This is a genomic window from Citrobacter sp. Cpo091, from assembly GCF_030332645.1.
In the GTDB taxonomy this organism is placed as follows: domain Bacteria; phylum Pseudomonadota; class Gammaproteobacteria; order Enterobacterales; family Enterobacteriaceae; genus Citrobacter; species Citrobacter portucalensis.
Window position 1 is genome coordinate 1 of the sequence record NZ_JAOWHL010000041.1, and the last position, 14,685, is coordinate 14,685.

A 14,685-nucleotide genomic window follows, 5' to 3' on the forward strand; every position below is an offset into this window, starting at 1 on the left:
GCAACAACGCCCGCACCAACAGTACGGCCGCCTTCACGGATTGCGAAACGCAGACCGTCGTCCATCGCGATTGGGTGGATCAAGGTAACAACCATTTTGATGTTGTCGCCCGGCATTACCATCTCTACGCCTTCTGGCAGTTCGATGGTACCAGTCACGTCAGTAGTACGGAAGTAGAACTGCGGACGGTAGCCTTTGAAGAACGGAGTATGACGGCCGCCTTCGTCTTTGGACAGAATGTACACTTCAGATTCGAACTTGGTGTGCGGCTTGATAGAGCCCGGCTTAGCCAGTACCTGACCACGTTCGATTTCTTCACGTTTGATACCACGCAGCAGAACACCAACGTTCTCACCAGCACGGCCTTCGTCCAGCAGTTTGCGGAACATTTCAACGCCAGTACAGGTAGACTTAGCAGTCTCTTTGATACCAACGATTTCAACTTCTTCACCAACTTTGATGATACCGCGTTCTACACGACCGGTAACAACGGTACCACGACCGGAGATGGAGAATACGTCTTCGATAGGCAGCAGGAACGGCTTGTCAATCGCACGCTCTGGTTCTGGGATGTAAGAATCCAGGAAGCCAGCCAGTTCGATGATTTTCGCTTCCCACTCTGCTTCGCCTTCCAGCGCTTTCAGAGCAGAACCACGAACGATCGGAGTGTCGTCGCCTGGGAAATCGTACTGAGACAGAAGTTCACGAACTTCCATTTCTACCAGTTCCAGCAGCTCTTCGTCATCAACCATGTCGCATTTGTTCAGGAACACGATGATGTACGGAACGCCTACCTGACGACCCAGCAGGATGTGCTCACGAGTCTGCGGCATCGGGCCGTCAGTCGCAGCAACAACCAGGATCGCGCCGTCCATCTGCGCAGCACCGGTGATCATGTTTTTAACATAGTCGGCGTGGCCCGGGCAGTCTACGTGTGCGTAGTGGCGAGTCGGGGTGTCATATTCAACGTGAGAAGTGTTGATGGTGATACCACGAGCTTTTTCTTCCGGCGCGTTATCGATCTGGTCGAATGCACGAGCAGCACCGCCGTAGGTTTTAGCCAGTACGGTAGTGATTGCAGCGGTCAGGGTAGTTTTACCGTGGTCAACGTGGCCGATGGTGCCGACGTTAACGTGCGGTTTTGTACGTTCAAATTTTTCTTTAGACACGGCTATATTCCTTACTATAGTGCTCTCCCCTATGGAGAGAGCACGGGACTTAGGTTTTAATCCTGTGGATTATTTACCACGGGCTTCAATAACGGCCTGAGCAACGTTGTTCGGCGCATCGTCGTACTTCAGGAACTCCATGGAGTAAGAAGCACGGCCTTTGGTCAGAGAACGCAGCTGGGTTGCATATCCGAACATTTCAGACAGCGGAACTTCAGCATGGATAACAACGCCAGTGACGTTGGATTCCTGACCACGAAGCATACCACGACGGCGGCTCAAGTCACCGATTACGTCACCGGTGTTCTCTTCCGGAGTCTCTACTTCAACCTTCATGATAGGCTCAAGCAGAACTGGTTTCGCTTTCTTAAAGCCATCTTTGAAGGCGATAGAAGCGGCCAGTTTAAACGCCAGCTCAGAGGAGTCAACGTCATGGTAAGAACCGAAGTGCAGACGCACGCCCAGATCAACAACCGGGTAACCAGCCAGCGGGCCAGATTTCAGCTGTTCCTGGATGCCTTTATCAACGGCCGGGATGTATTCGCCAGGAATTACACCACCTTTGATGTCGTTGATGAACTCGTAGCCTTTCGGGTTTGAACCCGGCTCCAGCGGGTACATGTCGATAACAACATGACCGTACTGACCGCGACCACCAGACTGCTTAGCGTGTTTACCTTCGATATCGGTAACTTTCGCGCGAATCGCTTCGCGGTAAGCAACCTGAGGTTTACCGACGTTCGCTTCAACGTTGAATTCACGCTTCATACGGTCAACGATGATGTCGAGGTGCAGCTCACCCATACCAGCGATAATGGTCTGGTTAGATTCTTCGTCAGTCCATACGCGGAATGACGGGTCTTCTTTAGCCAGACGGCCCAGAGCCAGACCCATTTTTTCCTGGTCAGCTTTGGTTTTCGGTTCTACCGCGATGGAAATTACCGGCTCAGGGAATTCCATACGTTCCAGAATGATCGGGTGATCCGGGTCACACAGAGTGTCACCAGTGGTCACATCTTTCAGACCGATTGCAGCAGCGATATCGCCCGCGCGAACTTCTTTGATCTCTTCACGTTTGTTAGCGTGCATCTGTACGATACGGCCGAAACGTTCACGTGCAGTTTTCACGGAGTTCAGGATGGTGTCACCGGAGTTAACCACACCAGAGTACACGCGGAAGAAGGTCAGGTTACCCACGAACGGGTCAGTAGCGATTTTGAATGCCAGAGCAGCAAACGGCTCGTCATCGCTAGCATGACGCTCAGCAGGAGTATCTTTACCGTCGTCCAGAATACCGTTGATCGCAGGTACGTCTACTGGGGATGGCAGGTAATCAATTACCGCATCCAGCATCGCCTGAACACCTTTGTTCTTGAACGCAGAACCACAGGTTACCAGGATGATTTCGTTGTTCAGAACGCGCTGACGCAGAGCTTTTTTGATCTCTTCTTCAGTCAGTTCTTCACCACCCAGGTATTTCTCCATCAGCTCTTCTGAAGCTTCTGCAGCGGACTCGATCAGGTTCTGGTGCCATTCTTCAGCCAGTTCCTGCATGTCAGCCGGGATATCTTCATAAGTGAAGGTTACGCCTGCATCTTCTTCGTTCCAGTTGATGGCTTTCATTTTCACCAGGTCAACAACACCGGTGAACGCTTCTTCAGCGCCAATTGCCAGCTGCAGCGGAACAGGGTTCGCGCCCAGACGGGTTTTGATCTGGCCAACAACTTTCAGGAAGTTCGCACCCATACGGTCCATTTTGTTAACGAACGCAATGCGCGGAACTTTATATTTGTTTGCCTGACGCCATACGGTTTCAGACTGAGGCTGAACACCACCAACTGCGCAGTAAACCATTACTGCACCATCAAGCACACGCATGGAACGTTCTACTTCGATAGTGAAGTCAACGTGCCCCGGGGTGTCGATGATGTTTACGCGATGCGGTTCATACTGCTTAGCCATACCAGACCAGAATGCAGTAGTCGCTGCGGAGGTGATAGTAATACCACGTTCCTGCTCCTGCTCCATCCAGTCCATGGTGGCTGCGCCGTCATGAACTTCACCGATTTTATGGTTTACACCGGTGTAGAACAGAATACGTTCGGTAGTAGTGGTTTTACCGGCGTCGATGTGCGCACTGATACCGATGTTACGGTAGCGCGCGATGGGTGTTGTACGAGCCATTTGATTCCTCGTTTATCTTTTAGGCGTTCAATTTAAGTAGCCCAAAGCGGGCTGCTTACTAGAAGCGCCCGCCTGGTGACTAAAACTCCGAAGGGATTACCAACGGTAGTGTGCGAACGCCTTGTTGGCTTCTGCCATACGGTGAACGTCTTCACGTTTCTTAACTGCAGTACCTTTGTTTTCTGCAGCATCAGAAAGTTCGTTCGCCAGGCGCAGAGCCATGGATTTATCACCGCGTTTACGAGCAGCTTCAACGATCCAACGCATTGCCAGAGCATTACGACGGACCGGACGGACTTCAACTGGTACCTGATAAGTAGAACCACCAACGCGGCGAGACTTAACTTCGACAGTCGGGCGCACGTTTTCGAGAGCTACTTCGAAAGCTTCCAGTTCGTTTTTACCAGAACGCTGAGCCAGGGTCTCCAGCGCGCTGTATACGATAGTTTCGGCAGTAGATTTTTTACCATCTACCATCAGGATATTTACAAATTTAGCCAGCAGTTCTGATCCGAACTTCGGATCCGGCAGAATTTTACGCTGACCAATGACGCGACGACGTGGCATGGAAATACTCCGTTGTTAATTCAGGATTGTCCAAAACTCTAAGAGTTTAGTTTGACATTAATATAAAACGTTTGGCCTTACTTAACGGAGAACCATTAAGCCTTAGGACGTTTCACGCCATACTTGGAGCGTGATTGCTTACGGTCTTTAACGCCGGAGCAGTCAAGCGCACCACGAACGGTGTGGTAACGAACACCCGGGAGGTCTTTTACACGACCGCCACGGATCAGGATCACGGAGTGCTCCTGCAGGTTGTGACCTTCACCACCGATGTAGGAAGTCACTTCAAAACCGTTAGTCAGACGAACACGGCAAACTTTACGCAGTGCGGAGTTCGGTTTTTTAGGAGTGGTAGTATATACACGAGTACATACGCCACGTTTCTGCGGGCATGCTTCCAGCGCAGGCACGTTGCTTTTTGCAACTTTGCGTGCACGTGGTTTGCGTACCAGCTGGTTAACTGTTGCCATTAAATAGCTCCTGGTTTTAGCTTTTGCTTCGTAAACACGTAATAAAACGACCTCATACAATATGAGGACGCAGAATTTTAGGTCGGTGTCGAAAAGGTGTCAAGAAATATACAACGATCCCACAATTACCAGGACATCTGGCTGGGATGCTTCACCGTAAGTCTGACGAAGTCAGTATAGCTAACCCTGACGACACTGTCTGAAATTTGACCACTCAAACCGCGAGCCTTAATGTCTTCTTCCAGTACATAGACCTTAATGGAGGCATTTTGCAGACTTTCAAGGAAACGGCTGCCTTCGATTGCCGCCGTCACACCATCCTGGAGCAATAAAAGCTCATCGTCTTTATCTACCAGGCGAAGAAGAGAGGAGAAATCGGTAAGCCACGCGGAGCGATGTAGTGTGTGCAGCATGAGAGTCTCAAAACCTTAAAATGACGTCAAAGTTGCCTAACTCACGGCGTAAATCTTCCGGTTCAAGCGCTGTCGCATCGACCACAAAATTAACCCCCTGCTGAAGGCCCCGCTCGCGTAATGAAGCGGCGCACAGCCAACATTGATCGATATCGTACAACCCTAACAGCTTGAAGGTTGCGATATAGTCTCGCGCCAGCACGGCATCCGGTTGTTGTCCCTGGAGGATTTGAAAGACGCCATCGCCGATAAAAAACACGCCGAGGTCTTCCGTTAATGCAGATGTCGCCAGCAATGCATCTAACCCTTCACGGCCAGATGCGCTGCCGTGCGGCACGGTAGAAAAAACAAAAGCAACACGTTTCATCAAAACTGCACCACGCGATCGCAGGTCAGGGATGCCTCAGCCAGCGATCCAAGCCCGCTGAGGTTAAAACCTGATTGTAAATTAGCCCCTGCCAGTCCCAGACGCTTTGCCTCAGTTTCATCAACAACGCCGCGACGCAACGCCGCCGCCACGCAGATATTCAGCGTTACACCATGCTGTTGGTTCAGCTGTTGCCAGGCCCGCACCAGATCATATTCATCACTGGCGGGTGAAGTCAGTAAGTTGGCGTTATATACACCTTCTCGATAGAAAAAGACGCTGCATAACTCATGCCCTTCTTCGAGAAGCGCATGAGCAAATTGCAACGCGCTGCTCGCCTGCTGCGTGCCATAAGCAGGCCCTGTCACCATGATGGCAAAACGCATTACTTGTCTTGCCCCTGGAAATCGCCGCTTTTGAACTGACGAATATAGAGGTAGACCGTATGTTTGGAGATGTTCAGCCGATCGGCGACCTGATTGATGGCATCTTTAATATCGAAGATGCCTTTCTCATATAAATTCAGGACGATCTGGCGGTTCTTCGCGTTGTTGGAAACATTGCGATCGGCATTCACTTCTTCGATCGTGAATTCCAGCGTCTGGGTAACCAGATCTTCCACCGAAGAAGCGAAGTTGACGGCAGAGCCCACTTCCGGGGTTTCCGGTGGGATAAAGGTATTCATTATCTGCGAGAAAGGAACATCAAGGTTCATGTTGATGCACAGCAGACCAATCACGCGATGCTCACGGTTGCGAATGGCAATCGTCACCGACTTCATCAAGACACCGCTTTTCGCACGTGTGAAGTAACACTTCGACACGCTGCTATCCGCACCCGTCATATCATGCAGCATACGCAACGCAAGGTCGGTAATCGGTGAGCCAATTTTACGGCCCGTGTGTTCACCGTTAGCAATGCGGATGGCCGAGCATTTCAAATCCTGCAAAGAGTGCAATACGATTTCACAATGGGAACCAATGAGCATCGCCAACCCGTCCACTACCGCTTCGTAGGATTTGAGGATATCGAAGTCGGTTTGATCGAAAGGACGTTGATCCAGCAAATCTAGCTCACTGGTTTCGTTGGTTAAAAGCGACCTGGACATGAAAAAAAGCACTCCTTTTCAGGAGCCTGTCGTTATGTTGTCAGGGCAGGCTCATCACTATTATAGGGGCATCTAAAGTAATACAGCGCACAAGGCGCTTTCCAGTATTAATTATATCCTGTCGATAATAAAAAACCGCCGCCCTGTGGGCGGCGGTTTCTGTTAGCTTATTTTTTGCTGCTGTCGGCAGCTTTATCTGCCGGTGCAGCATCTGGCTGCGCGTCAGCTTTCGGTGCCGGTTTGATGTCTAACAGTTCAACATCAAAGACCAGCGTAGAGTTGGCCGGAATACCCGGGACGCCCGTTTTGCCGTAAGCCAGATCCGGTGGGATAACCAGCTGGATTTTGCCGCCTTTCTTGATGTTCTTCAGGCCTTCAGTCCAGCCAGGGATGACACCGTCAAGACGGAAAGACAGCGGCTCACCACGGGTGTAGGAGTTATCAAACTCTTTACCATCGATCAGCGTACCTTTGTAGTTAACTACCACGGTATCGCTGTCTTTCGGTGCAGCGCCAGTACCTTCTTTCTCTACTTTGTAGACCAGGCCAGTAGAAGAGGTTTTAACGCCTTTCTCTTTAGCAAATTTCTCGCGGTAAACTTTACCTTTGGCTTCGTTGTCAGCCGCGTCTTTTTCCATTTTCGCCTGAGCGGAGCTCTTCACGCGCGCTTCAAACGCCTGCAGAGTTTGTTCGATTTCCTGGTCAGACAGTTTGCTCTTGTCTGCAAACGCATCCTGAACACCAGCGATCAGCTGATCTTTATCCAGTTTGATGCCCAGTTTTTCCTGCTCTTTCAGAGAGTTTTCCATATAACGACCCAGGGACGCGCCCAGCGCGTAAGCGGCTTTTTGGTCGTCATTCTTGAATGCTGCTTTGCTGTCAGCAGTAGCGGCTGGTTTCGCAGCATCAGCAGCGAAGGTGATCGGGGCATGCAGAGCAACAGCCATTGTGGTCGCCAGCAGCGTTACTTTAAACAGTGATTTCATCCATATCTCCAGGGCCGGGGCATCTCACCCCAGGGTTAGCTAACATAAAAATGTACTATAAAGCGTTGCAGAACAAATCAACATACAGGCACGCCCTATTATCACCACTTTTCAGACTCTTTTTGTTTAAATTAGTTTCGTTACCGAAGATTGAGTGCTGTGCAAACAGGCAAAGTTAAGTAGAATTCGCCGCAGTCCGCGATCTGCCGGAGAAAAAAGAAAGAGGTGAATCATGCAGGATACAACAATGGAAACTCGCCTGGCTGAACTGGAAAGTCGCCTGGCATTTCAGGAGATCACCATTGAAGAGCTCAACGTGACGGTGACCGCGCATGAACTGGAAATGGCCAAACTGCGCGACCATCTGCGTCTGCTGACGGAAAAGCTCAAAGCAACGCAGCCGTCCCACATTGCATCGCAGTCTGAAGAGACCCCGCCGCCACATTATTGAGACGTAAAAAAAGCGGGGATATCCCCGCTTTTTTGTGCCGGATGACGACGTAAACGTCTTATCCGGCCTACGGTAGGCCTGATAAGCGTAGCGCCATCAGGCAATCATACCGATCAGTGGCAACCGCAGCCGCCGCCGTTACCTTTACCGCCACCGCCGCAGCAGCCTTCGCCGCCGTGCTCGTGACCATGGTCGTGACCGTGGCCGTGGCCACCGCAGCAACCGTCATGACCGTGGTCATGATCGTGGTCGTGACCGTGCGCACCGTGAACGTGGCCGTGAGCCAGTTCTTCTTCGGTCGCTTCGCGGATAGCAACAACTTCTACGTTGAATTTCAGATTCTGGCCAGCCAGCATGTGGTTACCGTCAACCACAACGTGGTCGTCTTCCACTTCGGTAATTTCTACCGGTACTGGACCCTGGTCAGTTTCAGCCAGGAAACGCATGCCAACCTGCAGTTCGTCAACGCCCATGAAGACGTCTTTAGGAACGCGCTGCACCAGGTTTTCGTCGTACTGACCGTATGCGTCGTTTGCGCCAACAGCAACATCGAATTTGTCGCCAACTTCATGACCGTCCAGCGCTGTTTCCAGGCCAGAAATCAGGGAACCGTGACCATGCAGGTAGTCCAGCGGTGCACTCACCGGAGACTCATCAACCAACACACCGTCTTCTGTACGTACCTGATAGGCCAGGCTGACCACCAGGTCCTTTGCTACTTTCATGATATCTCCTGAGCATGGAAAGAATAGTGGCGCAGATTGTAGCGGAATTCTGCACCCGTGTACCCTCTAGCTTAAAAAAAGCTGCGCCATATCGCTAGTCCGGATGAAAAATCCCGATCACTTGCTCTTCTTTGCGAACGTGCTCGCGCGCCTCTTTATCTGCTTCCCGCATCTGATGACCGCACTTAACACACTCAACAATATCGATATTATTTTCGCGCCACATCGCCAGCGTATCCTGCGACTGGCAGGACGGACATTTTGCACCTGCGATAAAACGTTTACGAATTGCCATGGTTATCCTCTACTCAAATTCATCCCAGCCATCCAGCTGACGTCGCTCTTGCTGCATCTCTCGTTGGAAAATTTCCTCCAGCTCACGCCGGGCTTCCCTGGCTCGAGAGATTTGTACCGTATCTGTATGCATGGGGATCAGTTCCCGCAGCATGCGCATATCCAGCCGCCGAAAATGCAGCTGAGCGCGCTGAGCCTGGTGCGGATGCATTCCCAGTGTAACCAGCGTTTTACGCCCCAACTCCAGCGCACTGGAGAACGTTTCGCGGGAAAACTGCGTCACACCAGCCTGTAATAACTCATGCGCCTCTACACGTCCGCGCGCTCGCGCAAGAATATGCAAATGCGGAAAATACTGTTGGCACAGTTCCACCAGTTTCATGGTGTCTTCAGGCTCATTACAGGTAATAACAATAGATTGCGCCGCCTCTGCCCCTGCGGAGCGCAACAGTTCCACCTGCGTGGCATCACCGTAATAAACCTTATAGCCATATTTACGCATCAGATTCACCGCGCTGATATCCCGCTCCAAAACGGTAATGCGCATTTTATTGGCCATCAACAGGCGACCAATAACCTGACCAAAACGCCCAAACCCCACCACAATCACCTGCGGTTTATCATCTTCCACCCAGGGTTTTTCATCTTCCTCATCCGTGCCGTTAAACTGGCGGGAGAGCCATTTGTCGATCAGCTTCATCACCAGCGGCGTGGTCATCATCGACAGCGTGACGGTCACCAGCAACAACGCCATTTGGTCGCCCTGAAACAGCCGTTGCGAGGATGCCGTTGAAAACAGCACGAAAGCGAATTCACCACCCTGACTTAAAACCCCGGCAAATTGCATCCGTTCAGAGCTTCTCATGCCGTTAAGACGCGCCAGCACATACAACACCAGCATTTTTACGACCACCAGCACGATCACGCTCGCTGCCACCCACAGAATATGGGTGTAGAGCACGCCGAGGTTGAGCGACATGCCAACGGAGATAAAAAACAGCCCGAGCAACAGGCCTTTAAACGGATCGATTGCCGTTTCCAGCTCATGTCGGTATTCGCTTTCCGCCAGCAGCACGCCCGCGATAAACGTTCCCAGCGCCATTGACAGCCCCAGCGCATCCATAAATAAAGCAGAACCCAGCACCAACAGCAGCGTGGCAGCGGTGAACACTTCCCGCACGCCAGAATCCGCAATAAAGCGGAAAACCGGACGCAGCAAATAGCGACCGCCAATCAGCATGCCGGCAAAGGCCAGCACCTTCATCCCCACTTTGATCCAGTCAAAATGTTCGTCAGCAGAACCCGCCAGCAGCGGAACCAGTGCCAGCGCGGGGATCACCGCCAGATCCTGAAACAGCAGCACCGAAAAACCCAGTTGTCCGGATTCACTGCGGTTCATGCCTTTTTCGCGCATCAACTGTAGCGCCATAGCGGTCGATGACATCGCCAGACCAATGCCGCCAACCACTGCCGCCTGCCAGGAGAACGCAGTGAGCATCAATAATCCGGCCAGCACTACCGCGCTCAGCATCACCTGCGCGGCACCGACGCCAAAAATTGAACGCCGCAGTTGCCACAGTTTGGCGGGATTAAGTTCCAGCCCAATGATGAACATCAGAAAGACTACGCCCAGCTCGGAAAAATGCAGGATTTCATCCACATCGCTGATAAATCCTAATCCCCACGGGCCGATAGCAATACCCGCCAGCAAGTAACCCAGCACCGGACCGATACCCAGCTTTGAGGCCAGGGGAACTGCAGCCACCGCCGCGAAGAGGAACAACACTCCCGCTGTCAATAAATCAGAACCTTCCATTAGCGGCCTCCCACAGGGATCGGATTCGCCAGCCAGTCACCATACGCTTTCGCATGGCTGTCCAGCTCCTGCTTCGTTTGCCGTCTGGCCCAGTAAACGATAATAGGGCTCATCCAGTGCATACGGCACATACCGGCCGTTAGCTCGAAAGGGCGCAGCACATCGCTCATTGGATAACGGTTTAGCGCGTCATAGCGGTAGGCACTTTCCGGTTCTCCGGTAGTGATAACGCTACGCCAGTACTTTCCCGCCAGTTGATTCCCTCCGGGACCGCTGGCAAATCCGCGGCTCAGTACGCGGTCAAGCCATTCCTTTAACAGCGCCGGACAGCTATAGGTATAGAGTGGGTGCTGAAAAACAATCACATCATGCTCACGCAGCAGCGCCTGTTCATGCGGAATATCGATAAAAAAATCAGGATAGTGCGCGTAAAGGTCGTGCACGGTAACATTGCTGAGCTGCATGGCCGGTTTAAGCAGAACACGGTTCGCGACCGAGTCCTGAGATTCCGGATGGGCATACAGCAGCAAGACTTTCGCTGGCTGGAACATCATCCCCCTCCCGGTTTTGTCTTTTGTCTATTTTCGACGTTTTGGGCTACCATTGCGCCTCGGTGCGGCAAACGGCCCGCACATTACATTATCATAATGATAAATTAACATAGTCTGAACATACGGCGCCTTATGATTGTTTTCTCATCGTTACAAATTCGTCGCGGCGTGCGCGTCTTGCTGGACAATGCCACGGCCACCATTAATCCAGGGCAGAAGGTTGGCCTGGTGGGTAAAAATGGCTGCGGTAAATCTACCCTGCTGGCATTGCTGAAAAATGAACTCAGCGCCGACGCTGGAGGATTTACCTATCCGGGAAACTGGCAGCTCGCGTGGGTGAATCAGGAAACGCCTGCGTTGCCACAGCCCGCGCTGGAATACGTCATTGACGGCGACCGCGAGTATCGTCAACTGGAAGCGCAGTTGAACGACGCCAACGAACGTAACGATGGACATGCCATTGCCACCGTCCATGGCAAGCTGGATGCCATCGACGCCTGGACCGTGCGCTCACGCGCCGCCAGCCTGCTGCATGGCCTCGGCTTCTCCAACGAACAGCTTGAGCGCCCGGTCAGCGACTTCTCCGGTGGCTGGCGTATGCGTCTCAACCTGGCCCAGGCGCTGATTTGCCGTTCAGACCTACTGCTGCTCGATGAACCCACCAACCACCTCGATCTCGACGCGGTGATCTGGCTGGAAAGATGGCTGAAAAGCTATCAGGGCACGCTGATTTTGATCTCCCACGATCGCGACTTCCTCGATCCGGTGGTGGATAAAATTATTCATATCGAACAGCAAACCATGTTCGAGTACACCGGCAACTACAGCGCGTTTGAAATCCAGCGTGCGACCCGCCTCGCACAGCAACAGGCAATGTACGAAAGCCAGCAGGAGCGCGTGGCGCATCTGCAAAGCTATATCGATCGTTTCCGCGCTAAAGCAACGAAAGCGAAGCAGGCACAGAGCCGTATCAAAATGCTGGAACGTATGGAGCTGATTGCCCCAGCGCACGTGGACAACCCGTTCCACTTCAGCTTCCGTGAGCCGGAAAGCCTGCCAAACCCGCTGCTGAAGATGGAAAAGGTTAGCGCTGGCTACGGAGATCGCGTCATTCTCGATTCGATCAAACTGAATCTGGTGCCGGGTTCCCGCATCGGCCTGCTCGGTCGCAACGGCGCGGGTAAATCGACACTGATTAAGCTGCTGGCCGGCGAACTGGCCCCAATCAGCGGTGAGATTGGCCTGGCGAAAGGCATCAAACTGGGCTACTTCGCGCAGCACCAGCTGGAGTTTTTACGCGCCGATGAATCACCCATTCAGCATCTGGCACGCATGGCGCCGCAGGAACTGGAGCAGAAACTGCGTGACTACCTGGGTGGATTCGGCTTCCAGGGCGATAAAGTCAGCGAAGAGACACGCCGCTTCTCCGGTGGCGAAAAAGCGCGTCTGGTACTGGCGTTGATCGTCTGGCAGCGCCCTAACCTGCTGCTGCTCGATGAACCAACCAACCACCTGGACTTGGATATGCGTCAGGCGCTGACCGAGGCGCTGATCGATTTTGAAGGCGCGCTGGTTGTCGTCTCGCACGACCGTCACCTGATCCGCTCCACCACCGACGACCTCTATCTGGTACACGACAAGAAAGTCGAGCCGTTTGATGGCGATCTGGAGGATTATCAGCAGTGGCTGAGCGATGTCCAGAAACAGGAAAACCAGGGCGACGAACCGGCGAAAGAGAGCGTTAACAGCGCCCAGGCGCGTAAAGACCAGAAGCGCCGCGAAGCGGAACTGCGCTCCCTGACGCAGCCGCTGCGTAAAGAGATTACCCGTCTGGAAAAAGAGATGGAGAAACTGCACGCACAACTGGCGCAGGCGGAAGAAAAACTCGGAGACAGCGAACTGTACGACCAAAGTCGCAAAGCCGAACTTACCGCCTGTTTGCAGCAGCAGGCCAGTGCGAAATCCGGGCTGGAAGAGTGTGAAATGGCCTGGCTGGAGGCTCAGGAACAGCTTGAGCAGATGTTGGCCGAGTAGTCATCATTGCCGGATCCGACGCCAACACGTCTCATCCGGCATTTTTGTTGAATTATCCCTGTGTCGCCAGACGCTGGCGGATTTCTTCGAAATGCTCGCGGTTAAACAGCTTGCCGTTGAGAAAACGAGTTTTCAGCTCCCCTTCCTGCTCTTGCTCCCAGGTCTGTTCGTCATGCAGACGCAGTTCCCCTTGCTCATCACGTGTGACGCGAAGCAGACCACGGGCTGAACGTTTCAGACCATTATCAGTTTTCGGTTCTTTAAAAATCGTCCGGCCTTTGCCGTCGACTTCTCCCCACGTCGCTTTCATCGCAAAACCAAAGGTGTCACGTGTGTTGTATTGATAAGTAAAAGAACCAACGCCAAACACGACGTTTGAACTGGCAAATCCTTTCGCTTCCAGACGACGCAGGATCTCATTCGCTCGCTCAAGGGTGATGGAGTCACCATAAATCAGTCCGACATGCGGGTCGAGCACCTTGTAACCTTTGGCGTTAATCGTGCCGCCAAAAATCTCCCACAGCACTTCCACAGACCCTTTCTCCTGAGCGGAACGATCGCTGCTTGTATCGTCATCTTCGCCAGTACCACACAGGATCTCCACCGGGTTGCCGCTATCCGGACGGAATACCACCCGACCTTCACGCGCCAGAATGATGCTTTTCAGTTCGCGGGTATATTCCGTCAGCACCTGCCAGTAGTCCCAGGTATCAGAGACTATCGATACAAATCCTTGCGGGTAGAGATCGGCAATCAGGCGGCGGAAGGTTTCAATTTCATGCTCGCGCTCACCCATACACATCACGCTGTGTTCGGTAGCCGGAATGCTGGCGCCGATAAAATAGGGCTCGCCGTCGGTGTAGTAATCGCGGGCGTACAGCAGAGATGGAATACTGTCGGTCCCTTTAAAGCTTAACAAATGCCCACTGCCCGCCTGCATGGTGTCCTGTAATCCGGACATACCGCGAAATGAAAAGTCATGGCACTGGAAGTCAAGGTGCGTCAGGTCGCTACAGGTTTGCTCTGCCCAGCGAGCGCAGATTTTGCGGTAGTGGTGAGCTATCGTGGCATTTGTTGACGCCTTCCACAGCTCCGCCGACAGCACGGTCTCCAGGTAATTCACCAGCCAGAAAAACTCAGGTTGGGTGTTGATGATAGTTAAAACCGGTACCGCCATCGGGACTTTGCTGCCTTCATCCAGCGCCTTGATGTGCAGCGGCAGATAGCCCAACTGATGCAGTGCACGAATATGGTCCACCGCCACCGCATCTTTGCCCAGATAGCTGTCCATGACCTGTTTGTATTCGCTGACCACCTCGTCTTCCGGACGGGCAAAGAACTCCTCATTAAACAGGTCGACTAAAAACCACTGCATAAAACCCTGCAGGCCGAAGAATACCAGTTTGCCATCCGCCAACGGCGAGGAGAAAAAGCGATCGCTGCGCGGGGTAAAGTTGGAATACACGCGATGGGTACCCTGCGGATACTGTACGCGATGAGAAACTTTGTAGCCGTCGATAGCCAGAATCGGGTTCATTTTCATAATCAGT

The 14,685-nt window shown here is 52.6% G+C and carries 16 protein-coding genes; 2 read left to right on the forward strand and 14 right to left on the reverse strand.

Annotation, left to right across the window (positions count from 1 at the left end; all coding sequences use genetic code 11):
• From tuf to fkpA, 9 genes are all read right to left on the reverse strand, one after another.
• A partial coding sequence (gene tuf, locus OGY04_RS21900) for an elongation factor Tu (RefSeq protein WP_049014834.1) occupies positions 1-1,169 on the reverse strand: 1,169 nt, incomplete at its 3' end.
• 69 nt (positions 1,170-1,238) lie between these two features.
• A complete protein-coding gene (fusA, locus tag OGY04_RS21905) occupies positions 1,239-3,353 on the reverse strand; it encodes an elongation factor G (RefSeq protein WP_003023659.1) in 2,115 nt (704 codons plus the stop codon).
• Between the two features lie 96 nt (positions 3,354-3,449).
• Positions 3,450-3,920, reverse strand: a complete 471-nt coding sequence (gene rpsG, locus OGY04_RS21910; RefSeq protein ID WP_003023657.1) for a 30S ribosomal protein S7 — start codon at positions 3,918-3,920, stop codon at positions 3,450-3,452.
• A 95-nt stretch (positions 3,921-4,015) separates the two neighbouring features.
• Complete coding sequence (gene rpsL / locus OGY04_RS21915; RefSeq protein WP_003023654.1) at positions 4,016-4,390, reverse strand: 30S ribosomal protein S12; 375 nt, start codon at positions 4,388-4,390, stop codon at positions 4,016-4,018.
• A 125-nt stretch (positions 4,391-4,515) separates the two neighbouring features.
• The gene (gene tusB, locus OGY04_RS21920) at positions 4,516-4,803 is read right to left on the reverse strand and encodes a sulfurtransferase complex subunit TusB (protein ID WP_008786292.1); all 288 of its coding nucleotides are present in this window, start codon (positions 4,801-4,803) and stop codon (positions 4,516-4,518) included.
• A 7-nt stretch (positions 4,804-4,810) separates the two neighbouring features.
• On the reverse strand, positions 4,811-5,170 hold the full coding sequence (tusC, locus tag OGY04_RS21925) for a sulfurtransferase complex subunit TusC (protein WP_003827771.1): 360 nt from the start codon (positions 5,168-5,170) through the stop codon (positions 4,811-4,813).
• Positions 5,170-5,556, reverse strand: coding sequence for a sulfurtransferase complex subunit TusD (gene tusD / locus OGY04_RS21930; protein ID WP_008786293.1), 387 nt, complete (start codon positions 5,554-5,556; stop codon positions 5,170-5,172). The genes tusC and tusD overlap by 1 nt, the downstream gene beginning before the upstream one ends.
• Positions 5,556-6,278, reverse strand: coding sequence for a helix-turn-helix transcriptional regulator (locus OGY04_RS21935; RefSeq protein ID WP_003023643.1), 723 nt, complete (start codon positions 6,276-6,278; stop codon positions 5,556-5,558). Before OGY04_RS21935 ends, tusD begins: the two co-directional genes overlap by 1 nt.
• A gap of 167 nt (positions 6,279-6,445) precedes the next feature.
• Positions 6,446-7,264: an FKBP-type peptidyl-prolyl cis-trans isomerase gene (gene fkpA, locus OGY04_RS21940; protein ID WP_003827768.1), complete on the reverse strand. Its 819-nt coding sequence runs from the start codon at positions 7,262-7,264 to the stop codon at positions 6,446-6,448.
• Between the two features lie 232 nt (positions 7,265-7,496).
• On the opposite strand from fkpA, the gene OGY04_RS21945 reads away from it, so the two are divergent.
• Positions 7,497-7,715: a protein SlyX gene (locus OGY04_RS21945; RefSeq protein WP_003023639.1), complete on the forward strand. Its 219-nt coding sequence runs from the start codon at positions 7,497-7,499 to the stop codon at positions 7,713-7,715.
• 113 nt (positions 7,716-7,828) lie between these two features.
• On the opposite strand, the gene slyD is transcribed toward OGY04_RS21945, so the two are convergent.
• From slyD to kefG, 4 genes are all read right to left on the reverse strand, one after another.
• Complete coding sequence (gene slyD / locus OGY04_RS21950) at positions 7,829-8,440, reverse strand: peptidylprolyl isomerase (RefSeq protein ID WP_008786294.1); 612 nt, start codon at positions 8,438-8,440, stop codon at positions 7,829-7,831.
• Between the two features lie 94 nt (positions 8,441-8,534).
• Complete coding sequence (locus OGY04_RS21955) at positions 8,535-8,735, reverse strand: YheV family putative zinc ribbon protein (protein ID WP_003023632.1); 201 nt, start codon at positions 8,733-8,735, stop codon at positions 8,535-8,537.
• A gap of 9 nt (positions 8,736-8,744) precedes the next feature.
• Positions 8,745-10,550 carry a glutathione-regulated potassium-efflux system protein KefB gene (gene kefB, locus OGY04_RS21960; protein WP_003827759.1) on the reverse strand — a complete coding sequence of 602 codons (1,806 nt, stop codon included), beginning with the start codon at positions 10,548-10,550 and terminating at the stop codon, positions 8,745-8,747.
• Positions 10,550-11,101 carry a glutathione-regulated potassium-efflux system ancillary protein KefG gene (kefG, locus tag OGY04_RS21965; RefSeq protein ID WP_003023629.1) on the reverse strand — a complete coding sequence of 184 codons (552 nt, stop codon included), beginning with the start codon at positions 11,099-11,101 and terminating at the stop codon, positions 10,550-10,552. The genes kefB and kefG overlap by 1 nt, the downstream gene beginning before the upstream one ends.
• A gap of 132 nt (positions 11,102-11,233) precedes the next feature.
• Between kefG and OGY04_RS21970 the strand changes: the two genes are divergently transcribed.
• Entirely contained in the window at positions 11,234-13,135 is a 1,902-nt protein-coding gene (locus tag OGY04_RS21970) for an ABC transporter ATP-binding protein (protein ID WP_003827754.1), read from the forward strand.
• A 52-nt stretch (positions 13,136-13,187) separates the two neighbouring features.
• On the opposite strand, the gene OGY04_RS21975 is transcribed toward OGY04_RS21970, so the two are convergent.
• Positions 13,188-14,678 carry a nicotinate phosphoribosyltransferase gene (locus OGY04_RS21975; protein WP_286586025.1) on the reverse strand — a complete coding sequence of 497 codons (1,491 nt, stop codon included), beginning with the start codon at positions 14,676-14,678 and terminating at the stop codon, positions 13,188-13,190.
• Positions 14,679-14,685: the final 7 nt, after the last annotated feature.